This window comes from Microbacterium sp. AG1240 (genome assembly GCF_003635115.1).
Classification (GTDB): domain Bacteria; phylum Actinomycetota; class Actinomycetes; order Actinomycetales; family Microbacteriaceae; genus Microbacterium.
In genome coordinates, this window is the sequence record NZ_RBXJ01000002.1 from 639,081 (window position 1) to 662,825 (window position 23,745).

The following is a 23,745-nucleotide window of genomic DNA, read 5'->3' on the forward strand; positions in this document are numbered from 1 at the left end:
CCTCCCCGTCTCGTCGTGGTCGCTACCTATTCGCGGCCGCCGACGATTCGGATGTGCGCTCTAGGCTGGGGCCATGGTCGGATCATCGCCGCAGTTCGGTCAGTATCCACCCGCGCGTCGCGTGATCGTGCATCTGAGCGATACGCACCTCCTCTCCGGCGACCGCAGACTGGGGGGTCGCTACGACGTCACGGCGAACCTCGCGCGCGCGATGCGCGCCGTCGAAGACCTCGGCATCCGCCCCGATGCCCTCGTCTTCACCGGTGATCTCACCGACCTGGGCGAACCCGAGGCGTACGCGGCGCTCCGTGCGGAGGTCGAGCCGGTCGCCGAACGGCTGGGGGCGCCACTGGTGTGGGTGGCCGGAAATCATGACGAGCGTCCCGCGATGCGCCGTCACCTCCTCGGTGCAGAGGCGACGCAGGAGCCGATCACCGGCGTGTGGGACCTCGGCGGGCTGCGATTGATCGCCCTCGACTCGACCGTGCCCGGATGGCATCACGGCGAGATCGATGCCGCCCAGCGCGACTGGCTCGTCGGCATCCTCGCGGAGCCGGCGCCGCTGGGCACGCTTCTGGCTCTGCACCATCCGCCGCTCCCGTCGCACATCCCCTTCTTCGACATCCTCGAGCTGCGCGACCAGCACGCGCTCGCCGAGGTGGTCGCCGGAACCGATGTGCGCGGCATCCTGGCCGGCCACCTCCACTATTCGACCAGCGGCACCTTCGCCGGGGTGCCGGTGAGTGTGGCGGCGGCGACGTGCTACACGATGGATCTCGCCCGTCCGGCGGTCGAGGTGAACGGGATGGACGCCGGGCAGTCGTTCCACCTCGTACACGTCTACGACGACACGATCACCCACGCGGTGGTCCCCGTCGTCGACGCGGCGCCGACCGCGGAGTACTTCACAGCGGAGTGGACCGAACGCATGGCCGGCCTCACCCCGGAGGAGAGACTCGACGCTTTCTCTCGCAAACGCTCCTGAGGGCTGTACGCGGCGTCCCGCGCGGCGACCGTCGGTCACCCCCGTGTCCACCGGGGGCGCTCAGGCCGCGCGGGTAGGCTCGACGCACCCCGACCGGCCGTAACCCAAAAGGATCTACATGCCACAGGACGCGACGAAGCTCCAGGACACCACCGAGCGCACCCGCACGGAGACCGACTCGTTGGGATCGCTGGAGATCCCCGCCGACGCGTATTGGGGCATCCACACCGCTCGTGCGCTGGAGAACTTCCCGATCTCTCAGCGTCCGATCTCGGTCTACCCCGATCTCGTCAGGGCGCTGGCGATGGTCAAGCAGGCCTCGGCCCGCGCCAATGTCGAGATCGGCGTCCTCGACGCCGAGCGGGGGCAGCTGATCGATCGCGCCGCCCAGCGGGTGATCGACGGCGAGTTCCACGATCAGTTCGTGGTGGGCGTCATCCAGGGCGGCGCCGGCACGTCGACGAACATGAACGCCAACGAGGTGCTGACCAACATCGCCCTCGAAGAGGCCGGGCGCGCGAAAGGCGACTACGGTTTCCTCTCGCCGATCGACCACACCAACCGCAGCCAGTCGACCAACGACGTCTACCCGACGGCCATCAAGGTCGGGCTCGCGCTGAACCTCCGGAGCCTGCTGGCAGAGCTCTCGCTCCTGCGGCAGTCGTTCCTCGCGAAGTCGGTGGAGTTCCACGACGTGCTCAAGGTCGGTCGCACCCAGCTGCAGGATGCCGTGCCGATGACGCTCGGACAGGAGTTCCACGGTTTCGCCACGACGCTCGGCGAGGACTACAACCGGTTGACCGAGAACGCCTATCTCCTCGCAGAGGTCAACATGGGAGCGACCGCGATCGGCACGGGGATCACGGCGCGCTCGACCTACGCGAAGGCCGTGCTGCACCACCTGCGCTCCATCACCGCGCTCGACCTCGACACCGCGACCGACCTCGTGGAGTCCACCAGCGATACGGGCTCGTTCATGTCGTTCTCGTCATCGCTGAAGCGCAACGCGATCAAGCTGTCGAAGATCTGCAACGACCTCCGCCTCCTCTCCAGCGGCCCGCAGGCCGGATTCGGCGAGATCAATCTGCCGCCCCGGCAAGCGGGCTCGAGCATCATGCCGGGCAAGGTCAACCCGGTCATCCCCGAGGTCGTCAACCAGGTCGCCTTCGCGGTGGCGGGCGCCGACCTCACCGTCACGATGGCGGTCGAGGGCGGTCAGCTGCAGCTCAACGCGTTCGAGCCGGTCATCGCGCACTCGATCTTCCAGTCCATGACCTGGATGCAGCGGGCGATGTGGACGCTGCGGGTGAACTGCATCGACGGGATCACCGCGAACAGGGAGCGCCTCGGCGCGATGGTCGGGTCGTCGGTGGGCGTCGTCACCGCCCTCACGCCCTTCATCGGCTACGCGGCGGCCGCCGCCCTGGCCAAGACCGCGCTGCTGACGGGGCGCAACGTCGCCGACCTCGTCGTCGAGGCGGGCCTGATGTCGCGAGCCGAAGTCACGAAGCAGATCTCGCCGATGCGCCTGTCGGGGCTCGAGGCGATCACCGAGGCGATCCCCGTCGTCCGCTCGTCGACCGACGTCGTCTCGCCTCCCGAGGGCTGAGCGGGCGGTGGGCCGACGCGTCAGCCGATGATCCGGCAGTGCGTCGTGAGTGCGCCGACCCCGTCGACGCCGACCGTGACGGTCGAGCGGTCGCGGAGGAAGATTTGCGGATCGCGGGAGTAGCCCGCCCCGCCCGGGCTGCCGGTGGAGATGAGTGTTCCGGGGAGCAGAGTGACCGACTGCGACAGGTGCGAGATGAGGGTCGCGACCGAGCGCACCATCTGGCCGGTGGAGGCGTCCTGCACCGTGTGCCCGTCGACGACGGTCCAGATGTGGAGGTCCTGCGGATCGGGGATCTCGTCGGCGGTCACGACGAACGGACCCGTCGGTGTGAACCCGTCGAACGACTTGCAGCGCGACCACTGCGCCTCGGAGAACTGGATGTCGCGGGCGGTGATGTCGTTGACCACCGTGTACCCCCAGACGTGCTCCAGAGCGTTCTCCGTGGCGACGTCCTTCGCCGCTCGTCCGATGATCACGCCGAGTTCCGCCTCGTAATCGACCGATTCGCTCAGTGTGCGCGGCCAAGACGTGGTCGCCTCGTGCCCGGCGAGCGAATTGGGCCACAGCACGAAGACGGTCGGCGTCGAGTCGGTCTTGAGCCCGAGCTCGCCCGAGTGCGCGGAGTAGTTCAACCCGATCGCGAGGATCACCGGCGGCGCCAGCACGGCCGACGCGAAGGCCGTCCCGTCGATCGAGATCCAGGATGCGGCCTCCGCGGCGCCTCGCACGCGCTCCAGCAGCTCGTCGCCCCCGGCGATGAGGGCCTCCAGGGTGCCGGGCGCGTCGTCGAACAACTCGTCGACGAAGGTCATCGCCTCATCGCGGACGACCACCAGGCGGGGGGAGAGCTCGGACGACGCTGACTGAACGTGGGCAAACCGCATACGTCCACGCTACCCGGCGGCGTGGGGCACCCCGCTCTAGGCTGATCGCATGGCCTACCCATCGCCGCTGTCGCAGCCGCATCCGGGGGCCGGTGCCCCCATCTCGCCCGCGGGGTCTCCGCCCGCGACCGTACCCGTCGGTTCCCGACGCACCGGGGGTGCGCTCGTGTGGATCGGCGGCGTGCTCGTCCTCGTGCTGGTGGCCCTGGTGGCGTACTTCGTGAACTTCCTCGGGCCGAGCGCGTCGACCGTGGGGATGATCCTGGCGCTCGTGCCGCTCGCGGTGGTCTGGACCGTCGTACGCCTCATCGATCGCTGGGAGCCGGAACCGCGCGGGATCGTCGTGTTCGCCGTCGCCTGGGGGGCCATCGCCGCGGTCGCCATCGCGCTGGGCGCCGACCTCGCGCTGACGTTCGTCGTCGGTCCGCTGCCGGCCGAGTTCTCCTCCGTCGTGCAGGCCCCCGTGGTCGAGGAGATCGCGAAGGGCCTCGGGGTCTTCCTCATCTACATCGCCGCCCGGCGGTCGTTCGACGGGCCCGTCGACGGCATCGTCTACGGGGCGCTCGTCGGCGCGGGGTTCGCCTTCACCGAGAACATCCAGTACTTCGCCATCAGTCTCATCGAGGGGGGCCTCTCCCAGGCCTCGACGACGTTCTTCCTCCGCGCGATCCTCTCGCCCTTCGCGCACGTCATGTTCACCGCGCTGATCGGCTTCGCGTTCGGACTGGCCGCGCGGCGGTCGCTGCCCGCCGGTGCCGCGTTCGGCTACGGGCTGGTCGGGCTGGTCGGAGCGATCCTCCTGCACGCGCTCTGGAACGGCTCGGCGGTGTTCGCGGACTTCTTCGGGCTCTACGTGACCGTGCAGGTGCCCCTCTTCGTGCTCTTCATCCTCGGGGTGCTGCTGCTGCGCCGCGAGGAATCGCGCCTGACCCGGGTGCGGCTCGGCGAGTACGCCGCGGCGGGATGGTTCACCGAGCAGGAGGTGGGGATGCTGGCGACCGGGCCCGGTCGCCGCGCGGCGCTCCGGTGGGCGAAGACGCTGAACGGCGACCGCACGCGCGTCATGCGACGGTTCATCGCCGACGCCACCGCGCTCGCCGCGGCGCGACAGCGGGCGCTGTCGGGCCGTGACCCGCACGCCGCGACCGTCGAGCGTCAGCTGCTCGAGCGAGCGACGCGGGCGAGGTCGGAACTCTTCGCCCCCTGACGCGAGGCCCCGTGCTCACCGGGCCGCCGCGGCGTCGAGGGGCGCACGCCAGAACGACAGTTCGTGCCTCGCCGACGACCGGAACGCCTCCGCCATCGCCGCGCGACGACGCGGCGCCGCGCGAGCGGCCGCGGCGGTGACGATCTCGATCGCCGTCCTCGTCGCCGCGGCGAACTCCGGCGCGGCGTACGTGTCGAGCCAGTCGCGGTACGGGTGTGCGTCGTCGCTGAGCGGATGCAGCCGGCTCCCGACGTCGTGATAGAGCCAGTAGCAGGGAAGGACCGCCGCGATGAGGCGCTCGTAGTCGCCGCTGTCGGCGGCCGCGCCCAGGTGGTCGAGATAGGCGGTCGTCGTGGGGCTCGCCCGTACGAGCGATCCCGCGCAGGGATCGAGCCACCGCTCGTGAAGCGTCAGCTCGGTGGCCACGGCGGCGTGAGCGCCGGTGATCCAGAACGTCTGCTCCTGAGCGGTCGGCGCGAGACGCGACGCCTGGGCCAGCACGCGCGAGTACTCGCGGAGGTACACGGCGTCCTGCGCGAGGTACCAGGCGAAAGTCTCGCGATCGAGTGTTCCGTCGCCGAGCGCCCGGATGAACTCGAGCCCGTCGATCGCCTCCCGCACGCCGGCGGTGTGCTGCCACCACTCGTCGGCGATCTCGCCCGGCGTCTGCGCGATGTCGAGACCGCCGCGCGCCCAAAGACCGGCGAAGTGGCTCACGGGCCCGTGCCCGCCACCGACGTCGAGCGCGGACCCGTGCCGGATGCTCTCCGACAGCCAGCGAAGGGCGGTACCGGTCGCACCCGACCAGGTCGAGCCCGCCGCGCGGCGGGTCGCGATCGCGGCGGACAGAGAGCACCCCGTCCCGTGGGTGTTGCGCGTCACGATGCGCGGCGAGTGGAAGTCGCTGACACGGCCGTCGGGCTCGACGAGCGCGTCGCGGAGGTCGGGGCCCTCGAGGTGCCCGCCCTTCGCCAAGACGCGCACGCCGTGGCGCCGGGCGAGTTCCTGCGCCTGGGCGACGACGGCGTCGCCGTCCGAGGCCTGCTCGCAGGCGAGCAGGATGGCCAGCTCCGGCACGTTGGGGGTGACGAGGTCGGCGAGGGGGAGGAGCAGGCGCAGCGCATCCTCGGCCCCCGGATCAAGCAGCCGGTGCCCGCTGGTGGACACCATCACGGGGTCCAGAACCACGACGGGTGGGCGTCCGGCCAAGAGCCACTCGCGCACCGTCGCGATGACCTCGACGTCGGCGAGCATTCCGATCTTCACGGCGTCGATCGATACATCGTCACTGACCGCGTGCAGCTGCTCGGCGAGGAACGACGTCGGCGGGCGGTGCACCGACCGCACGCCGCGCGTGTTCTGCGCGACGAGCGCGGTGACCGCGGCCATCCCGTATCCGCCATTGGCGGCGATGCTCTTCAGGTCGGCGTGCACGCCGGCCCCGCCCGTCGGGTCGGTGCCGGCGATGCTGAGCACCCGGGGGACGGCGGCGCTCATCGGCCCGTCTCCCACGCCGACCGCAGCGCCGCCGCGGCGGCGGAGGGGTCGACGGCGCCGCAGATCGCCGAGACGACCGCGATCCCGCTGACGCCCGCCGCGCGAAGTACCCGGGCGTCCGTCGCCCCGATCCCGCCGATGGCGACCACAGGCAGCGTGCTGGCGCCCGCCAGGCGACCGGTCGTGCGCGCTCCGAGGGGGTGCGCCGCATCCGGTTTCGTGCTCGTCGCTCGATACGGCCCGACGCCGATGTAGTCGGCGTGGGCCGATGCCTCGCGCATCTCGGCGTCCGTCGACACGCTCACGCCGATGATGCCGTCGGGGCCGATGAGCGTGCGTGCGATCGACGCCGGGAGATCGGACTGCCCGAGGTGGACGCCCGACACGGCAGCACCGGCCGCGCGCGCGGCCAGGTAGACGTCGACCCGGTCGTTGACGATGACCGGCACGTGAGGGGGAGTGGTGGCGGCCACCGCGAGGACGGTGTCGAGGAACGCGCGAGCGGGGGCGCGCTTCTCGCGCACCTGGACGGCCGTCACCCCGCCGGCGACCGCGGCGGCTACGAGATCGGGCAACCGGTGCCCGGCGCGGGTCGCGATGACGGCGTCGGTCACGAGGTACAGCGCCAGGTCGACGCTCACGACAGCACGACCCGTTCGGCCACCTTCTCGCCGTCGAGCGAGGCGAGGGCGTCGAGGAACCTCACGGCGAAAGACCCGGGCCCGTCGGCTCCGGGCGCCGCGAGCTCGGCGGCGACCGTGTAGGCGGCGACGGCGGCCACGGAGGCCTCGAAGCGGTCGGCGTGCGCACCGGCGAAGGCGGCGATCACCGCGCCGAGAGCGCATCCGCCTCCGGTGATGCGGGTGAGCAGGGCGTGCCCGTTCGTGATGCGGACCACCCGCTCGCCGTCGGTGAGGAGATCGACCGCTCCGGAGACGGCGACGACCGCCCCGGTGGATCGCGCGAGCGAGAGCGCGCCCTCGAGCGCATCGTCCACGCCGTCGGCGCTGTCGACGCCGCGGCCGCCGGCACCCGCGCCCGCCAGCGCGAGGATCTCGGACGGGTTGCCGCGTACGATCGACGGTCGCTCCTCGAGCAGGCGGTGGGCCAGAGCGGTGCGCACGGGCAGGACCCCCACGGCCACGGGGTCGAGCACCCAGGGCGTGCCGCCGGCGCGGGCGGCACCGACGGCCTCGACGGAGGCCGCCCGTTGCTCGGCATTCGGCGTCCCGAGGTTGATGAGCACGGCGTCGGCCACGGGGGCGAACACCCCCGACTCCTCGGGGATGTCGACCATCGCGGGCGACGCGCCGATGGCGAGCAGGGCGTTGGCGGTGAAGTTGACCACCACGCTGTTGGTGACGCACTGGACGAGGGGCGCGGCAGAGCGCACCTCTCCGACGGCGTCTCGGACGGATTGCAGAAGTGCAGGCGTGGTCGTCACGCTCGACATCCCTTCGCTAGTACGAACTAGAGCAGGTTCTCCGGGTGTGATCTCAGCCCCTCGTCATGAGGGGCACCCCGTGCCAGTGGACCCATCGTCGCACATGCGACGCGGTGCTCGGGATGGACGGCGGGGGCGTGCGCGCGGCAGGGTCTTGACACGGCCGGAGGCTCGGAGCATCCTGATTCCAGACCAACTCAGCGCTCGGGAGTCACGCAGGCATCGCCGCGGCACCGGGCGCTGAGTGGTGTCAAGGGCAGTCGCGCCGACACCGATCGTGCTTGGATGGACCCATGACTGATGCGACAAAGCCCGAGATCGACGCCCCCCAGGGCCCGGCGCCCACCGAACTCGTCATCCGCGACATCACCGTGGGCGACGGCGACGAGGCGAAGCCCGGCGACACCGTGACGGTGCACTACCTCGGCGTCGAGTACGACACCGGTGAAGAGTTCGATTCGTCGTGGGGACGCGGGGAGAGCATCCAGTTCCCGCTCCGCGGCCTCATTCAGGGATGGCAGGACGGCATCCCGGGCATGAAGGTCGGCGGACGTCGCGAACTCGTCATCCCGCCGCACCTGGCCTACGGCCCCGCCGGCGGACACTTCCTCGGCGGCAAGACCCTGATCTTCATCATCGACCTGCTCAAGGTCGGCTGACACCGGTTCATCACGAGACCCGGGCGCGCTTCGGCGGCCCGGGTTTCGTCGTTTCTGTATTCGGTGGAATACATTCGACACTGCCGCGGTTCAGTCGACAGGAGCCGATCGAACCGGCACCCCCACCACTCGAGGAGAACCATGACCGACACCACCACGCTCGACGTCCCCGGCTACAAGGCGGGCACCTGGGCTCTCGACCCCGCGCACAGCGAGGTCACCTTCAGCGTCCGCCACATGATGATCTCGAAGGTGCGCGGCGCCTTCGGTGTGAAGAGCGGCACGTTCGTCACGACCGAGAACCCCCTCGAGTCGACGGTCGAAGCCACCGTCGATGTCGCATCGATCGACACGAAGGACGAGGGCCGCGACGGCCACCTCCGTTCGGCAGACTTCTTCGACGCCGAGAACTTCCCCACGATGGAGTTCCGCTCCACCGGCGTGCGCGTCGAGGACGGCGACATGCTCGTCGACGGCGACCTCACCATCAAGGGCACCACCAAGCCCGTCACGTTCTCGTTCGAGTTCGGCGGCTTCGGCACCGACCCGTGGGGCAACTACAAGGCCGGCGCCACGGCCAAGACGGTCATCAACCGCGAAGACTTCGGTCTGACGTGGAACACCGCCCTCGAGACCGGTGGGGTCCTCGTCGGCAAGGACGTCACCATCGAGCTCGACCTCCAGGGCGCGCTCCAGGCGTAAGACCCTGCACGGCGAAGGGGCGGATGCTGTCAGCATCCGCCCCTTTCGCGTGCCCGGTCAGGCGAGCGCCGGCCGTCGCCGACGCAGGCGGTCCTGGGCGAGCAGGATGCCGAGGAAGACGATGAGCGCCCCCACCGGCTCGTTCCAGGCCAGCGGTTCGCCGAGCACGACCATTCCGAGTACGACCCCGACGACGGGGGTGATGTAGGTCACCGTGGAGGCGCGGGTGGGACCCCAGGCGCGCAGCGCGTTCTGGTTCCAGATGTAGGCGACTCCCGTACCGAGGCAGCCGAGCATGAGCATGCTGGCGATGATCCACGGGCTCCACTCGACCGGACCGACGGCGATGACGGGAGAGAGCACCAGCATGACCGTCGCGGCGAGCGCGATGTAGGTGAAGGCGAAGCTCAGGGGCGAGAGCCCGCTGTTCGCGAGGAAGCGGCGCATGTAGGCCAGGCCGACGCCGTAGCAGGCGGTCGCCCCGAGGATCGCGAACTGCGCGACCAGGCTCTGGTCGAGATCGAGCCCCTGCCAGGGGCCGACGATGACGAGCACCCCGAGGATCCCGAGCACGATGCCGGTGATCTGCACGGGCTTCAGGCTCTCGACGCGGAAGACCGCCCACGCCATGACCGCCGTCATGATCGGCGTGGTGGCGTTGTAGATGCTCGCGAGCCCCGATGTGACGTGCTGCTGCGCCCAGGAGAAGAGCAGGAAGGGCAGCACGCAGAAGACGACACCGACCACGGCGAGGTGCAGCCAGATGATCGGGCGGCGGGGGAGGCTCTCGCGTCGTAGGTGCATGAACGCACCGAGGGTGAGGGCCCCGAGCACGAGGCGGCCCCACGCGACCTGGCCCGGGGCCAGGCCCGTCAGGGCGACCTTCATGAACAGGAAGCTCGACCCCCAGACGACGCCGGTCAGGGCGAACTGCACGGCGACGGAGGTCTGCGAGGGAGCGGCTGAGGGCGAGGGCACCCGCCGACTCTAGACCGCGGCCCGGGCACGGCGGGGCCGGTCGGACTGCGTCGTCCGTTTTCCGCCGATCGCTGTCGCTCGCCCTACGGTTCGGGGTGATCGGCGTCGTAGGAGCGGAAGCGAGGGTTGAGTCGCACGAGCAGGCCCACCAGCGCGATGACGATCATGCCCCCGATCAACGGCGGGAACCACAGCGCGGTGAAGGTCGCGAGGGTGCCGGCGTAGAGCGCCCCGAGGCGCGGGCCGCCGGCCACGACGACGATGAAGATGCCCTGGAGGCGTCCGCGGATCGCGTCGGGGACGGCGGACTGCATCATCGTCGAGCGGTAGATCGCGCTGACGTTGTCGGCCCCGCCGGCGATCGCGAGCGCCACGGTCGCCAGCGCGATCGCGGCCAGATTCGGCGTGGACTCGTCGACGATCGCGGGCGCCGGCCACCCCAGGGCGGCGGCGAGCAGCACGAGGCCGAAGAGCGCCATGGCGCCGCCGTAGACGTAGATCGCGCGTTCGATGCCCAGCCCCTGGCGGCGCACCCGACCGATGGGTCCGGAGAAGAGGCTCGACAGCAGCACTCCCGCGGCGATCGAGGCGGTGAGCGCACCGGTGGTGATCGCGCCGCCGCCCAACAGCACCGCGCCGATCGCCGGGAAGAGCGCCAGTGGCTGGCCGAAGGTCATCGCGACGATGTCGAGGATGTACTGCAGGCGGATGTTCGATGCGCGTCGAAGGAATCGCCATCCGTCCCGCAGGGATTCGATGCCCGCGCGCACCACGGTGCCCTCGGGACGGATGCGGGGGAGGGTCCAGAGGCCGAGGAACAGACCCAGCATCATGACCACGTCGATGCTGTACGTCCACGCGTACCCCGCCACGGCAACGAGTACGCCCGCGAGTGCGGGGCCGGCCATCACCATCACGCCGGTGCTCACGCCCTGCAGTGCGGCCGCCGCGGGCAGGAGCTCGCGAGGGATGAGCCGCGGGACGATCGCGGAGCGGGTGGCCAGCACGATCGAGTTGGCCGCGGAGTTGACGATGCTGAGCACGTACAGCCACCAGACGGTCTCGGCCCCCGTCCACGCGAGGGCGGCCAGCAGCGCGGTGGAGGCGAACGTGACGGTGGCGGCGATCAGTGCCACGGTGCGGCGGTCGAACGCGTCGGCGAGCATTCCCCCGTACAGGCCCGCGACGATCATCGGCAGGAGACCCGCGACGGCGATCATCGCCACGGCGAAGGTGTCGCCGGTGAGGGCGAACACATGCAGCATCACCGCGACGACCGTCAGCTGGCCGCCGAGGCCAGCCAGCAGCGACCCGACCCAGAGGCGTGCGAACGCCGGTACGCGCAGCGGACGCAGGTCCATGAACGAGCTGCGGCTGAGGCGGGTGGCCCTCACCACGTCATCCGGGGGGAGGGGCGATGCAGACGCATCCTTCGAGGCTACCCCGGGCCGCCGCGGGCGGGTTCGCCGCAGCATCCGTTCGCTGGTAGACTCATGCGGTTGCCGTTGGATCGGCCGCGGAGAAAGAGAGCCCACGCATTCGGCGTCGGGCGCCGCGCAACAAGCAGAAAGGGGATCCCATCTATGCCACTCGAGTCTGACGCCAAGAAGGCGATCATCGAAGAGTACGCGACGCACCCCGGTGACACCGGATCCCCCGAGGTGCAGGTCGCGATGCTGACGCAGCGCATCAAGGACCTCACCGAGCACCTCAAGGAGCACAAGCACGACCACCACTCGCGTCGTGGTCTGTTCTTGATGGTGGGTCAGCGCCGTCGTCTGCTCGGCTACCTCCAGGACATCGACATCAACCGTTACCGGTCGCTGATCGAGCGTCTCGGACTCCGCCGCTAAGGCACCGCGCTCCTAGCGTTCAATCGCTTTCTTCGAAGGCCTCCCCAGGTGTGGGGAGGCCTTCGTCGTTCCCGGGCCCAAAGTCCGCGAAACCGCTTCCGCGCGACGAGACCCCCGCAGAATGTCGGGGTCTCGCTGCGCGGAAGCGGTCTCGCGGTCAGAGGGAGAGCGGGTTACGCGGTCGCGGTCGCCGCGCGGGCGGCGACGAGGTCGGGGTGGTGGATCTCGGCGACGTCGGGGTGGGCCCGCAGCCGCGACTTGAGGGCGTTCTCGCCGTACGTCGCATGGATCGGGTTGGTCGGATCCTCCGTGACACCCCGGGCCTCGGCCGCCAGTTCGGTGGGCAGCTCGATGATCGGGAGCCGGGCGTCGAGCGCGGGGTTGAAGAAGAACGGCACCGAGATGCGGTCGTCGGGGTAGCGGGGCGAGATCACCCGGTGGTTCGTCGCGATCAGGTAGCCCTGCGTGGCGTACTCCAGGAGTTCGCCGATGTTCACCACGAACGACCCCGGCACGGGCGGGGCGTCGACCCACTGCCCGTCGCGCTGCACCTGCAGTCCGCCCTTGCCGGGCTCCACCCAGAGCAGTGTGAGGACGCCGGAGTCCTTGTGCGCGCCGACACCCTGCTGCGGGGTCGGGTCTTCCTTGCCGGGGTAGCGCACGATCTTGATGAGCGTCGAGGGGTCGCCGAAGTGACGGTCGAAGTACTCCTCGTCGGCGCCGAGCGCGAGCGCCCAGGCGCGCAGCAGTTTCCGAGCGATGCCCGTGAGGCGGTCGTGCCACTCGGAGACGACCTCGCGCAACTCGGGCTGGGCGTCGGGCCAGAGGTTCGGGCCGGTCAGCCGCTCGTAGTCGGGGCCGGGGGTCTCGATCGCGGCCCGCTCGGGTCCGACGTCGATCTGCTCGCGCCAGTCGACCTTTCCCTGGGTGCGTTCGCCGCCGATGCGGGTGTAGCCGCGGAAGTGGGGGCTCTTGACGTTCTCGATCGCCAGCTTGTCGGCCTCGGGCAGATCGAAGAACTCGCGGGCGACGCGGTTGAGCCGCTCCTCGAGCTCGGGCGTCACTCCCGTGCCGACGAGGTAGAAGAAGCCGACGTCGTGGGTCGCGGCGCGCAGGTCATCGCGGAACCGGGCCGCAGCATCCGGCCCCTGATCGAGGAGCGAGAGGTCGAGAACGGGCAGATTCAGATCGGACATGTGCCGAGACTAGGCGGGCCTACGCGGCCGTCGGCCAATGTTGCACAGGATTACCCGAGCCCCGGACGGGGCGCGGGAATAGTCTCGGGACCGGAGCGTTGCACACAGTACATTCACGCGAATACACTTCGAACACAGCGTGAGATACGGAGAGCGATCGTGAACGACACCACCACCTGGCCCGGGATGCAGTTCGGCATCATGACGGTCAGCGACATCACGGAAGACCCGACCACTCGGCAGACGCCGAGCGAGGCCGAGCGCATCCAGAACACCCTCACCATCGCCAAGCACGCCGAAGAGGTCGGTCTCGACGTCTTCGCCCTCGGCGAGCACCACAACCCGCCTTTCTGGTCGTCATCGCCCACGACGACGCTGGCGTACATCGCCGCTCAGACCGAGCGACTGATCCTCACCACGTCGACCACGCTCATCACCACGAACGACCCGGTGAAGATCGCCGAAGACTTCGCGATGCTGCAGCACGTCTCGGGCGGGCGCGCCGACCTCATGCTCGGGCGCGGCAACACCGGCCCGGTGTACCCCTGGTTCGGCAAGGACATCCGCCAGGGCCTTCCCCTCACGATCGAGAACTACAACCTCCTCCACCGCCTCTGGCGCGAGGACGTGGTCGACTGGGAGGGGCAGTTCCGCACCCCGCTGTCGGGCTTCACCTCGACGCCGCGCCCCCTCGACGGCGTGCCCCCGTTCGTGTGGCACGGCTCGATCCGCACCCCCGAGATCGCCGAGCAGGCCGCGTTCTACGGCAACGGCTTCTTCGCGAACAACATCTTCTGGCCGAAGGAGCACTATCAGCGCCTCATCACGCTCTACCGCGAGCGGTTCGCCCACTACGGGCACGGCACGGCCGAGCAGGCGATCGTCGGACTCGGCGGCCAGGTCTTCATGAGCGCCAACTCGCAGGACGCCGTCAAGCAGTTCCGCCCCTACTTCGACAACGCGCCCGTCTACGGTCACGGCCCGAGCCTCGAGGACTTCTCGGAGATGACCCCGCTCACCGTGGGCTCGCCGCAGCAGGTCATCGACCGGTACGCCGCCATGCGCGAGACGTTCGGCGACTACCAGCGCCAGCTGTTCCTCATCGACCACGCCGGCCTCCCGGTGAAGACCGTGCTCGAGCAGCTCGACATCCTGGGCGGGGAGGTCGTGCCCGTGCTTCGCAGGGAGCTGCAGAAGAACCGCCCGGCCGAGGTGCCCGACGCGCCGACTCACGCGAACCTCGTCGCCAAGGCCTACGCCGACGGCGCACCCCGCCAGGCGGTGCCCAAGGCCAACCGCGGCGACAACCTGACCGACGGTTCGCCCTACCGCGACGCTCCGGTCGCCGCCGGCAGCGCCTTCGGTGCTGCGGCGACCCGGACGGGAGCCTGACATGAGCGCGCGCCGTATCGCGGTCGTCACCGCGGGACTGTCGAACCCCTCGACGACACGGATGCTGGGTGACCGCCTCGCCGATGCGACCGTCGCCGCGCTGCGTGCCAAGAGCACCGCGAGCGAGCCGACGGGGATCGCCGCGGAGGTCGACGTGTTCGAGTTGCGCGACTACGCGCACGACATCACGAACAACCTGCTCACCGGGTTCGCCCCTCCCGCGCTCGAGACGATGGTCAACGCCGTCGTGTCGGCCGACGCCATCATCGCGGTCACGCCCATCTTCTCCACGAGCTACTCGGGCCTGTTCAAGTCGTTCGTCGACATTCTCGATCCCGACGCCCTCACGGGTGTTCCCGTGCTGCTCGGTGCGAACGCCGGCACCGCCCGCCACTCGCTCGCGATCGACTACTCGATCCGGCCGTTGTTCACCTACCTGCACGCGAACCCGGTGCCCACCGGCGTCTTCGCCGCATCCAGCGACTGGGGTGCGAACGCCGACGGCGTCGCCCCCCTCGGTGCCCGTATCGACCGCGGGGCGCGCGAACTCGCCGACGCGATCGCGGCCCGCATGCCGGTACGCGATGAGGATCCGTACGACCCCGCGACGTATCTCGGTGAGGGCCGATCGTTCGGTCACCTGCTCGGCGGCCTCGCGGGGGAGTGACCCCGCTGCGGGGCTCAGCCCAGTGAGACGTCCGACGTCGTGGAGATCTCTCGCCACGGCGTCGGACGCACTCCTTCGCGGGGGAGGACGTCGGCGTCGACGAGGGGACCGAGGTCGAGTCCGCTCGCCGCGGCTATGTCGGCGACCGGAACCTGGAAGGTGCGGAACGCCCCGAGCGGGGCCACCGCCCGTGCCTCTTGCCGCGTATCGACGAGATCGGTCTGGTCGAGCACGAACCCGGCGGTCGCGAGAGGGCGCTGGGCGTCGCCGGTCGCCCAGGCCGCGATCTTCCAGAACCGCAGGGGCACCCGGATGCCGCGGTAGGGCGGGTCGTCGTCGCCCAGCACCGGGGCGGTGTAGACCGAGAGCCTCACCTCCTGCGCCTCGGCGTGGTCGAGCACGTGGTCTTCGAGACCCAGCCAGAGCTCCTTCGACTGGTTGAAGCCCGCCGCCTGGGGTGCCGCGTTCGTGTAGAAGAAGGTCGCCTCGGTCGCCCGGCGCGCCTCGTCGGCGTCGCCCCACCCGGGGTCTCGGCGCCTGACGAGATGACCGCGATCGAGGTCGTTGCGCGCGTAGACCTCGGGACCGGTCTGCGCGTCTGCGGGCGCGCGGGGGTCGAGTCGCCAGTCGCCCGTGCGTGAGACCTCGCGCAGCCGTGCGCCGTCGATGTTCACCGCCGTCGCCCGCGCCAGGCGCCGTGACGGGTCGAGCACCACACTAAACCGGGGGTATGCCAGCACGAGCGAGGCGACCGACGTGGTCGGCAGGGGCACGGCGGTGCCCAGGAACAGCGGGTCGTAACCGTCGGGCGAGGACGCAGCATCCATGTCTTCATCCTGCGGGTCGCCACCGACACGACGGAGAACGGCCGGTGAACCCTCGGGGCGGCGGACGGTGTCAACGGGCTCGCGATCGATCGAACGGTCGTGTGGACTGGGGGCATGGACAAGGACGGCAAACCACCCATCACGCCCGGACCCGAGCCCGACACCACGACCGCGGCCGATCCCGACGATCCGGGCGAGCCCGAAGACGAGCACGACGCCCCCCACTGAGCCGTGCCCTTCGTGAAGGAGCGCCGCGGCGCCCCGGATGGATTCTTCGAGGCCGAGGCCGCCGGGCTCGCCTGGCTGCGGGACGCGAACGGCGGCCCGCGGGTGGTGGGTGTGCACGACGTCGCCCCCGATCGCATCTCGCTCGAGCGCGTCACGGAGACACGACCGGATGCGGCGGCCGCGAGCGCCTTCGGTCGGGCGCTCGCCGTGATGCACGACGCGGGGGCGGCGGCTTTCGGGGCGCCGCCCGACGGATGGGGCGGCCCCGTCTTCATCGGCAGCCGGCGCCAGCCCTGCGACCCGGCCGCCGCGTGGGGCGCGTTCTACGCCGAGCAGCGCGTGCGTCCTTTTCTCGGCCCGGCGGTCGAGGCGGGCAATCTTTCGACGGCCGACGTAGAGGTCGTCCACCATGCCTGCGATCTCATCGCGGCGGGCGCATTCGACGATGACGACCGGCCGGCTCGTCTGCACGGCGACCTGTGGTCGGGAAACGTCCTGTGGGCACAGGGAGCAGTGGTGCTCATCGACCCGGCCGCGCACGGCGGGCATCGCGAGACCGACCTGGCGATGCTCGCCCTCTTCGGCTGCCCCTTCCTCGATCGCGTCCTCGCCGCGTACGACGTCGAGCATGCGCTGCGCCCCGGGTGGGAGGATCGCGTACCGCTGCATCAGTTGAATCCGCTCGCGGTGCACGCCGCCGGGCACGGGTCGGCCTACGGGGCCGCTCTCGCCGACGCTGCCAGGCGCACGCTCGCGCTCGTCTAGAGCCGGCCGGTGCGCCGCCCGCGCCGGGCCAGCACCGCGTCGATCGCCAGCCCGATGCCGATCGCGACGACGACCGAGACCACGACCGCGACGATCGGCCCGCCGGGCACGATCGTGGCGACGACGGCGCCGATGAGCGCCTGGTAGGCGGCCCATCCCAGCGCGGCGAGTCCGGCGACCGCCACGTACCGGGGCACCGGCAGGCCCGACGCGCCGGCCGTCAGGTTGACCGCGAGGCGCGCGAACGGGATGAAGCGGGCGGTGAAGAGCACGAGCGCGGTTCGACGATCCAGGCGCGTGCGCGCCCAGGTGAAGGCTGCCTGCACGCGAGGTCGCCGCATCCATCTCCAGCGCTCGAGTCCGATCCACCGCCCCACGAGGTAGCACCCGACGTCACCGAGGAGAGCGCCCGCGGTGGCGACGACGATGACCGCGACGAGGGGAGGGGCGCCGCTGGAGACGGCGAGCGCCCCGAAAGCGGTCACCGCGGCTTCGCCCGGGACGACTACGAGGAACGCATCGCCCAGCACGAGCACGAACATCAGCGCGAGCGCCCAGGGGCTCGAGGCCACCTGGGCCAGCACCTCGTCGATCACCCGCATTGCCTACCACGTCCGTGTGAACGACGAACGTCCCGTCGACGGGCCGGTGACGCCCCGGGGTGGATCAGGTGAACTCTCGGCGATCGGGGCGTTCTCGGCGCGTGGGGGCGCCGCGATGCCCTCACCCTGGAGGCGTGAGAGTCGCGCTGCTCGCCGAATCCTTCCTCCCGCACATGAACGGGGTCACGGGTTCCGTGCTCCATGTCCTCCGCCACCTGAACGCGCAGGGTCACGAGACGCTCGTCATCGCCCCGCGGGCGGGCGAGGTCACGACCGACCTGCACGGGGCCCGCACCGAACTGCTGCGCTCGGTGCCGCTGCCGTCCTATCCCGAGGTGCGGGTCGTGTTCGCACGGGCGGCTCGGCTCACCGCGCTGCTGCGCAGCTTCCGGCCCGACGTGGTGCACCTCGCCTCGCCGTTCGTGCTCGGCTGGCAGGGGATCGCCGCGGCCGACGCGCTGCGCATCCCGACGGTGGCCGTGTACCAGACCGACGTGATCGCCTACGCGCAGAAGTACGGGGTCTCGCAGGCCACCGCCTTCGCCCGCTCCCACGTGTCGCGTCTGCACCGTCGCGCGACCCTGACGCTCGCGCCCTCCTCGGCCTCGACGGCGCAGCTCGAGGAGCTCGGCGTCGACCGCATCCGACGGTGGGGAAGAGGCGTCGACGCGGTGCGGTTCGACCCGGCCCACCGCAACGAGGCCTGGCGTCGCGCGATCGCTCCCGCGGGGGAGGCCATCATCGGCTACGTCGGGCGCCTCGCTCCCGAGAAGCAGGTCGACGACCTGCGCGCGCTCGCCGACCTGCCCGGCACCCGTCTGGTCGTCGTGGGCGACGGCCCGTCGCGGGCGGGGCTGGAGCGGATGCTGCCGGGCGCGGTGTTCACCGGACACCTCTCGGGGGCGCAGCTCGGTGAGGTGATGGCCGGATTCGACGTGTTCGTGCACCCCGGCGAGAGCGAGACGTTCGGGCAGACCATTCAGGAGGCGCTCGCCAGCGGCGTCCCCGTCGTCGCGACCGGCGTGGGCGGACCGCTCGATCTCGTGCGCAGCAGCATCGACGGCTGGCTCTACCGACCCGGCGACCTCGACGACCTGCGCGCGCGGGTGTCCGACCTCGTCGGCGACGCCGCGAAGCGCCGCGCGTTCGCCCGTGCGGCCCGGGAGAGCGTTGCGGGCCGCACGTGGGACGCCCTGGGGGCGCAGCTCGTCGGGCACTATCGCGAGGCCATCGCACTGCGACCCATGGACGACGGCCTGCCCGCCCGAGGACGCCATCGGCCGGTGATCGCCGCCCCCGCCGTCTCTCGGCCGTGGCGGCGCTACGTCGCGCTGGGCGACTCGATCACGGAGGGGCTGTGCGATGGATCGCGCATGCCCGACGGCGAGTACCGCGGGTGGGCCGACCGGCTCGCGTCACTGCTCGCCGCATCGAGCGACGGGGTGTTCCGCTATGCGAACCTCGCCGTCCGCAGCCGCAAGATGCGAGACCTCGTCGAGGAACAGATGCCGCACGCGATGAGGATGCGCCCCGATCTCGTCTCGATCCTCATGGGGTCGAACGACCTCGTCGGGCCGAAGGTCGACATCCCCGCGCTGGTGACGCAGCTCGAGCGGGCCGTGCGCGAGGTGCGGGCGACCGGTGCCGATGTGCTCCTGGCCACGGTGTTCCTCCCGCGACGGCGTGCGGCCGTGATCTTCGCGAGACGGTTCGCGACCTTCAACTCCGAACTCCGTCGGATCGCGGCCGAGACGGGCGCCATCCTGCTCGACCTGGAAGCGACGCCGGCGCTGGGTGAGCTGCCCCTGTGGTCGGACGACCGGGTGCACCTGCGCCCGGCGGGGCACCGCCTCGTCGCCTACCGGGCGGCCGACGTGCTGGGGGTGCCCGATGCCGAGGCCCTCAGCGACCTCGACGAGGCGTTCCACTCCGACGAGATGCCGATGCCCGGGTCGTGGCTGCGTCGCGACGCTCTGCCGTGGGTCTGGCGGCGGCTGCACGGGCGCACCGCCGGCGACGGACGCATCGCGAAGCACCTGACCTACGTGGAGCTTCCCGGGCGGGGGCGCCGCAAGCGGGTGTCGAGCACCTGACGGGCGCGTGTCACGCGCCGACGGGCGGGAGCTCTTCCTCGGGCAGGTCGCCCTGCAGCGGTTCTGCGTCGTTGTCGTCGGAGACCTCGGGGAGGGTCGCCGCTTCGTCGTCGATCTCCTCGAAGGTGGGCTCGAAGACCACGGTCGGACTCAGCCGCTCTTGCGGCGGCTGAAGTCGCGGTTGCCGCTGGCCGGCCCCTTGGTGGAATGCACCGCGGAGTCTCCGTCGAGGTGGGCCTCGCCCGAACGCTGGTGGGCGTTCTTCTTCTCGAGAGCCTCGCGGAACTTGCGCTTCATGTCATCGGATGCTGCGCCTGCGGGCTTTTCCTCGGTACTCATGCCCCCACCCTAGGTCGGCCGGGCCGCTCAGTACCACCCGGTGCGCTCGGAGTGATCCCACGCCCCGCACGGCGACCCGTAGCGGGAGCCGATGTAGGACAGTCCCCAGGAGATCTGCGTCGCCGCATCCGTGCGCCAGTCGGGGCCGGCGCTGGCGAGCTTCTCGGCGGGATACGCCTGGGGGATCCCGTAGGCGCCGCTGGACGGGTTCCGGGCCTGCACGCGCCACCCCGACTCGCGGTTCCACAGGCGCACGAGGCAGGAGAACTGGTCGTCGCCCCAGCCGCGGGCGGCCGACATCTGGCGGGCGATCGCCTGGGCCTCGGCGGGCGTGGCGATCGGCGCGCCCGCGGGGGGCGCCACGGGTGGCGGCGCGGGCGTCACGGGAGCCGGGGGAGCCGCGGGGGCCGGGGGAGACGTGACGGGTGTCTCCGGCGCGCGGGAGGGCGACGTGGGCGCCCCGGCCGCCGGCTGCGCCGCCTGTTGTGCGATGATGCGCTCCTCGCGCTGCGTCTTGGCGCGGACGACCGTCGTGCGCTGCGCCGCGGCGAGCTGCGTATACAGGGCATCGAGCTCGCTCCGCGCCGACGCGATCGCGGCGGTCTCGGCCTCGACCAGGCCCCGGGCGCGGGCCGCGGCCGCCTCCGCGTCGGTGGCGAGCCGGTCTCGTTCGGCGCGCACCACGTCGGCCTGCGAGCGCTGGGCGGCGGCCGCATTCGCCGACTCCCGGGCCGATCGCGCGAGCTGCGCCGAGAGCCGACCCGTCCTCTCCGCCGTGCTGAGTCCCGCGAGCAGGGTCTCCGGGTCGGCGGCGGTGAGGACCCGGGCGAGGAGGGGGCTGTCGGTCGTCGCGCGCGAGATGGCCACGGCCGCGGCGACCACGCGAGCGGTGTGCGCGGTCGCCTCCACCTGGGTCGCGGCGACCTGGGCGTCGAGGGCGGCGACGCGGGCGGCCGCCGTCTCGGCGGCCCCACGTGCATCCTGCGCGGCCGCTTCTGCGACGAGGGCGTTGTCCGATGCGGACGCTGCGGCCTCTTCCACGGCCGTGAGTTCGGCCTCGATCTCGGCGATGGTCACGCCGCTGGCGGGACTCGGAGCCGTCAGCAGCATCCCGATCACCAGCGCGACGACGAGCGCGCTGTGACTGGTGTGACGAACGGGACGCATGGGGCAAAGGTAAACGGTCGCGCCCTCTCGGCGCCATCCCGAATCCTGGGGCGCGCCCCGCGACGGAGCGGCGGTGGTGAGCGGTGCGCTGGTAGGCTGGGTCGGGTTGCTTCGGCAATCCGCTCAATTACATATGAGCTCATGGAGCAGGCCGGCAGGACGCTGGTCCCCTGTGGTGGACTCCCCGTCGCGATAGCCGGGTGGTCGTCTACTGGTGGCCAGTCGCCGGGAATCTCTTGCGGATGTTGTCCGCATGCCCTTTTCTGCCTGTTCCTGCTCCTTCGATTGCCTCGCGTCGCCATTCGGGCGCGCGAGTCTAAACAAAGAAGGAGAGACCTCTTGGAAGGTCCTGAAATCACCGCCGCTGAAGCCGTTCTCGACAACGGCCGTTTCGGCACCCGCACCGTTCGCTTCGAAACCGGTCGCCTCGCGCAGCAGGCGCAGGGCGCGGTCGCCGCGTACCTCGACGAGGAGACGATGCTCCTCTCGGCCACCAGCGCCGGCAAGCACCCGCGCGAAGGCTTCGACTTCTTCCCGCTGACCGTCGACGTCGAAGAGCGCTCGTACGCCGCGGGCAAGATCCCCGGCTCGTTCTTCCGTCGCGAGGGTCGCCCCTCGACCGAAGCGATCCTCGTCTGCCGTCTGATCGACCGGCCGCTGCGCCCGTCGTTCGTCTCCGGCCTCCGCAACGAGGTGCAGATCGTCGTCACCGTGCTGTCGATCGCACCGGGCGAGTTCTACGACGCGCTCGCGATCAACGCCGCATCCCTCTCGACCCAGATCTCGGGTCTGCCGTTCTCGGGTCCGATCGCCGGTGTGCGCCTCGCGCTCATCCCCGGTGCCGGTGAGACCGCCGACCAGTGGATCGCCTTCCCGACCGTGTCGCAGCTCGAGGAGGCCGTGTTCGACCTCATCGTGGCCGGCCGTGTCATCACCGACGCCAACGGCAACGAAGACGTCGCGATCATGATGGTCGAAGCCGAAGCCACCGAGGGCAGCTGGAACCTCATCAAGGGCGGGGCCGTCAAGCCCAACGAGCAGGTCGTCGCCGAGGGCCTCGAGGCCGCGAAGCCGTTCCTGAAGCAGCTCGTGGATGCCCAGAACGCCGTGGCGAACACCGCGGCCAAGGAGATCCAGTCGTTCCCCGTCTTCCCGGCCTACAGCCAGGAGACCTACGACTTCGTCGCCGGCCGCGCCTACGACAAGCTCGTCCCGATCTACCAGATCGCCGACAAGCAGGAGCGTCAGAACGCCGATGACGAGCTCAAGTCGGCCGTCAAGGCAGAGCTGCTCGCCGCCGTCGAGGCGGGCGAGCTGCCCGCCGTCGCGACGCTGGAGTTCTCGGCCGCGTACAAGTCGGTCACCAAGATCATCGTGCGCGGACGCATCCTGTCCGAGGGCGTCCGCATGGACGGCCGCGGCCTCGCCGACATCCGCCCGCTCGACGCCGAGGTGCAGGTCATCCCGCGCGTGCACGGTTCGGCCATCTTCCAGCGCGGCGAGACCCAGATCCTGGGTGTCACCACGCTGAACATGCTGAAGATGGAGCAGCAGATCGACTCGCTGTCGCCGATCACGCGCAAGCGCTACATGCACCACTACAACTTCCCGCCGTACTCGACCGGTGAGACCGGCCGTGTGGGAAGCCCCAAGCGTCGCGAGATCGGGCACGGCTTCCTCGCCGAGCGCGCGCTCGTTCCGGTTCTGCCGGCGCGCGACGAGTTCCCCTACGCCATCCGCCAGGTGTCCGAGGCTCTCGGCTCCAACGGTTCGACGTCGATGGGCTCGGTCTGCGCCTCCACCCTGTCGCTCCTGAACGCCGGTGTGCCGCTGCGCGCGCCGGTCGCGGGCATCGCGATGGGTCTCGTCACCGACGAGGTCGACGGTCAGACCCGCTACGCCGCGCTGACCGACATCCTCGGTGCCGAAGACGCACTCGGCGACATGGACTTCAAGGTCGCCGGTACGAGCGAGTTCATCACCGCGATCCAGCTCGACACGAAGCTCGACGGCATCCCGTCGTCGGTGCTCGCCGCCGCGCTGACCCAGGCCAAGGAAGCCCGCCTGACGATCCTCGGTGTGCTGAACGCCGCGATCGACGCCCCCGACGAGATGGCGCCCACCGCGCCCCGCGTCATCAGCGTGCAGATCCCGGTCGACAAGATCGGTGAGCTCATCGGCCCCAAGGGCAAGACGATCAACGCCATCCAGGACGAGACCGGCGCCGACATCTCCATCGAGGAGGACGGCACGGTCTACATCGGCGCCGTCGACGGTCCCTCGGCCGAGGCCGCCCGCGCCCAGGTCAACGCGATCGCGAACCCGACCAACCCCGAGGTCGGCGAGCAGTTCCTCGGAACCGTCGTCAAGATCGCCACGTTCGGTGCGTTCGTCTCGCTGCTCCCGGGCAAGGACGGCCTGCTCCACGTCAGCGAGGTGCGCAAGCTCGCCGGTGGCAAGCGCGTCGAGAACGTCGACGACGTGCTCTCGGTCGGCCAGAAGCTCCTCGTGCGCATCACGAAGATCGACGACCGCGGCAAGCTGTCGCTCGAGCCCGTCACCGACGACCAGGAGGCCGCCGACCAGGAAGGCTCCGCAGCCGCGAGCGAGGGCCCCGAGGCTCCCGCCGAGGGTTGATCCTCCGTCCG

Annotated in this window: 23 protein-coding genes and 1 riboswitch; of the genes, 11 read left to right on the plus strand and 12 right to left on the minus strand. The window is 70.7% G+C overall.

Going from position 1 to position 23,745, the window contains the following annotated elements:
* Window positions 1–73: 73 nt before the first annotated feature.
* Both DEU34_RS11730 and DEU34_RS11735 read left to right on the plus strand, forming a co-directional pair.
* The gene (locus DEU34_RS11730) at window positions 74–985 is read left to right on the plus strand and encodes a phosphodiesterase (protein ID WP_121150428.1); all 912 of its coding nucleotides are present in this window, start codon (window positions 74–76) and stop codon (window positions 983–985) included.
* Between the two features lie 118 nt (window positions 986–1,103).
* On the plus strand, window positions 1,104–2,594 hold the full coding sequence (locus DEU34_RS11735) for an aspartate ammonia-lyase (RefSeq protein ID WP_121150430.1): 1,491 nt from the start codon (window positions 1,104–1,106) through the stop codon (window positions 2,592–2,594).
* A gap of 20 nt (window positions 2,595–2,614) precedes the next feature.
* Here DEU34_RS11735 and DEU34_RS11740 read toward each other — a convergent pair whose 3' ends face one another.
* Window positions 2,615–3,481, minus strand: coding sequence for a fumarylacetoacetate hydrolase family protein (locus tag DEU34_RS11740; protein WP_121150432.1), 867 nt, complete (start codon window positions 3,479–3,481; stop codon window positions 2,615–2,617).
* Between the two features lie 49 nt (window positions 3,482–3,530).
* On the opposite strand from DEU34_RS11740, the gene DEU34_RS11745 reads away from it, so the two are divergent.
* On the plus strand, window positions 3,531–4,688 hold the full coding sequence (locus DEU34_RS11745; RefSeq protein WP_121150434.1) for a PrsW family intramembrane metalloprotease: 1,158 nt from the start codon (window positions 3,531–3,533) through the stop codon (window positions 4,686–4,688).
* 15 nt (window positions 4,689–4,703) lie between these two features.
* Here the strand turns inward: DEU34_RS11745 and DEU34_RS11750 are convergent, their stop codons facing one another.
* From DEU34_RS11750 to thiM, 3 genes are all read right to left on the minus strand, one after another.
* The gene (locus tag DEU34_RS11750) at window positions 4,704–6,185 is read right to left on the minus strand and encodes a bifunctional hydroxymethylpyrimidine kinase/phosphomethylpyrimidine kinase (protein ID WP_121150638.1); all 1,482 of its coding nucleotides are present in this window, start codon (window positions 6,183–6,185) and stop codon (window positions 4,704–4,706) included.
* On the minus strand, window positions 6,182–6,826 hold the full coding sequence (gene thiE / locus DEU34_RS16495) for a thiamine phosphate synthase (RefSeq protein ID WP_121150436.1): 645 nt from the start codon (window positions 6,824–6,826) through the stop codon (window positions 6,182–6,184). Before thiE ends, DEU34_RS11750 begins: the two co-directional genes overlap by 4 nt.
* Window positions 6,823–7,638 carry a hydroxyethylthiazole kinase gene (gene thiM / locus DEU34_RS11760; protein WP_183042457.1) on the minus strand — a complete coding sequence of 272 codons (816 nt, stop codon included), beginning with the start codon at window positions 7,636–7,638 and terminating at the stop codon, window positions 6,823–6,825. Before thiM ends, thiE begins: the two co-directional genes overlap by 4 nt.
* Window positions 7,621–7,719, minus strand: a riboswitch (TPP riboswitch). (Overlaps the previous gene by 18 nt.)
* Before the next feature lie 203 nt (window positions 7,720–7,922).
* Between thiM and DEU34_RS11765 the strand changes: the two genes are divergently transcribed.
* A complete protein-coding gene (locus DEU34_RS11765) occupies window positions 7,923–8,288 on the plus strand; it encodes an FKBP-type peptidyl-prolyl cis-trans isomerase (protein WP_121150438.1) in 366 nt (121 codons plus the stop codon).
* Window positions 8,289–8,429: 141 nt separating this feature from the next.
* Window positions 8,430–8,990, plus strand: a complete 561-nt coding sequence (locus tag DEU34_RS11770; protein WP_116647369.1) for a YceI family protein — start codon at window positions 8,430–8,432, stop codon at window positions 8,988–8,990.
* Between the two features lie 57 nt (window positions 8,991–9,047).
* On the opposite strand, the gene DEU34_RS11775 is transcribed toward DEU34_RS11770, so the two are convergent.
* Window positions 9,048–9,968, minus strand: coding sequence for a DMT family transporter (locus DEU34_RS11775; RefSeq protein WP_259460133.1), 921 nt, complete (start codon window positions 9,966–9,968; stop codon window positions 9,048–9,050).
* Window positions 9,969–10,051: 83 nt separating this feature from the next.
* Window positions 10,052–11,329, minus strand: coding sequence for an MFS transporter (locus DEU34_RS11780; RefSeq protein ID WP_121150641.1), 1,278 nt, complete (start codon window positions 11,327–11,329; stop codon window positions 10,052–10,054).
* 222 nt (window positions 11,330–11,551) lie between these two features.
* Here DEU34_RS11780 and rpsO point away from each other — a divergent pair, with 222 nt between their 5' ends.
* Window positions 11,552–11,821 carry a 30S ribosomal protein S15 gene (rpsO, locus tag DEU34_RS11785; protein WP_056121136.1) on the plus strand — a complete coding sequence of 90 codons (270 nt, stop codon included), beginning with the start codon at window positions 11,552–11,554 and terminating at the stop codon, window positions 11,819–11,821.
* A 173-nt stretch (window positions 11,822–11,994) separates the two neighbouring features.
* Here the strand turns inward: rpsO and DEU34_RS11790 are convergent, their stop codons facing one another.
* Window positions 11,995–13,017 carry an isopenicillin N synthase family oxygenase gene (locus tag DEU34_RS11790; protein WP_121150440.1) on the minus strand — a complete coding sequence of 341 codons (1,023 nt, stop codon included), beginning with the start codon at window positions 13,015–13,017 and terminating at the stop codon, window positions 11,995–11,997.
* Between the two features lie 186 nt (window positions 13,018–13,203).
* On the opposite strand from DEU34_RS11790, the gene DEU34_RS11795 reads away from it, so the two are divergent.
* Window positions 13,204–14,409: an LLM class flavin-dependent oxidoreductase gene (locus tag DEU34_RS11795; protein ID WP_121150643.1), complete on the plus strand. Its 1,206-nt coding sequence runs from the start codon at window positions 13,204–13,206 to the stop codon at window positions 14,407–14,409.
* Between the two features lies 1 nt (window position 14,410).
* Window positions 14,411–15,076, plus strand: coding sequence for a CE1759 family FMN reductase (locus tag DEU34_RS11800; RefSeq protein ID WP_121150442.1), 666 nt, complete (start codon window positions 14,411–14,413; stop codon window positions 15,074–15,076).
* Window positions 15,077–15,090: 14 nt separating this feature from the next.
* On the opposite strand, the gene DEU34_RS11805 is transcribed toward DEU34_RS11800, so the two are convergent.
* Window positions 15,091–15,903, minus strand: a complete 813-nt coding sequence (locus tag DEU34_RS11805; protein ID WP_121150443.1) for a DNA/RNA non-specific endonuclease — start codon at window positions 15,901–15,903, stop codon at window positions 15,091–15,093.
* Window positions 15,904–16,134: 231 nt separating this feature from the next.
* On the opposite strand from DEU34_RS11805, the gene DEU34_RS11810 reads away from it, so the two are divergent.
* A complete protein-coding gene (locus DEU34_RS11810; RefSeq protein ID WP_183042458.1) occupies window positions 16,135–16,896 on the plus strand; it encodes a fructosamine kinase family protein in 762 nt (253 codons plus the stop codon).
* Here DEU34_RS11810 and DEU34_RS11815 read toward each other — a convergent pair.
* Window positions 16,893–17,498, minus strand: a complete 606-nt coding sequence (locus tag DEU34_RS11815) for a DedA family protein (RefSeq protein ID WP_121150445.1) — start codon at window positions 17,496–17,498, stop codon at window positions 16,893–16,895. The genes DEU34_RS11810 and DEU34_RS11815 overlap by 4 nt on opposite strands.
* Before the next feature lie 134 nt (window positions 17,499–17,632).
* Between DEU34_RS11815 and DEU34_RS11820 the strand changes: the two genes are divergently transcribed.
* Window positions 17,633–19,591: a glycosyltransferase gene (locus tag DEU34_RS11820; protein ID WP_121150447.1), complete on the plus strand. Its 1,959-nt coding sequence runs from the start codon at window positions 17,633–17,635 to the stop codon at window positions 19,589–19,591.
* 10 nt (window positions 19,592–19,601) lie between these two features.
* Here the strand turns inward: DEU34_RS11820 and DEU34_RS16500 are convergent, their stop codons facing one another.
* From DEU34_RS16500 to DEU34_RS16310, 3 genes are read right to left on the minus strand one after another with little or no spacing between them, the layout of a single operon-like run.
* Entirely contained in the window at window positions 19,602–19,733 is a 132-nt protein-coding gene (locus DEU34_RS16500; RefSeq protein ID WP_259460134.1) for a hypothetical protein, read from the minus strand.
* A gap of 8 nt (window positions 19,734–19,741) precedes the next feature.
* A complete protein-coding gene (locus tag DEU34_RS11825) occupies window positions 19,742–19,930 on the minus strand; it encodes a DUF5302 domain-containing protein (RefSeq protein WP_116647361.1) in 189 nt (62 codons plus the stop codon).
* Between the two features lie 27 nt (window positions 19,931–19,957).
* Entirely contained in the window at window positions 19,958–21,097 is a 1,140-nt protein-coding gene (locus DEU34_RS16310; RefSeq protein ID WP_183042459.1) for a lytic transglycosylase domain-containing protein, read from the minus strand.
* A 339-nt stretch (window positions 21,098–21,436) separates the two neighbouring features.
* Between DEU34_RS16310 and DEU34_RS11835 the strand changes: the two genes are divergently transcribed.
* Window positions 21,437–23,734, plus strand: a complete 2,298-nt coding sequence (locus DEU34_RS11835) for a polyribonucleotide nucleotidyltransferase (RefSeq protein ID WP_121150449.1) — start codon at window positions 21,437–21,439, stop codon at window positions 23,732–23,734.
* The last annotated feature ends 11 nt before the right edge of the window (window positions 23,735–23,745 follow it).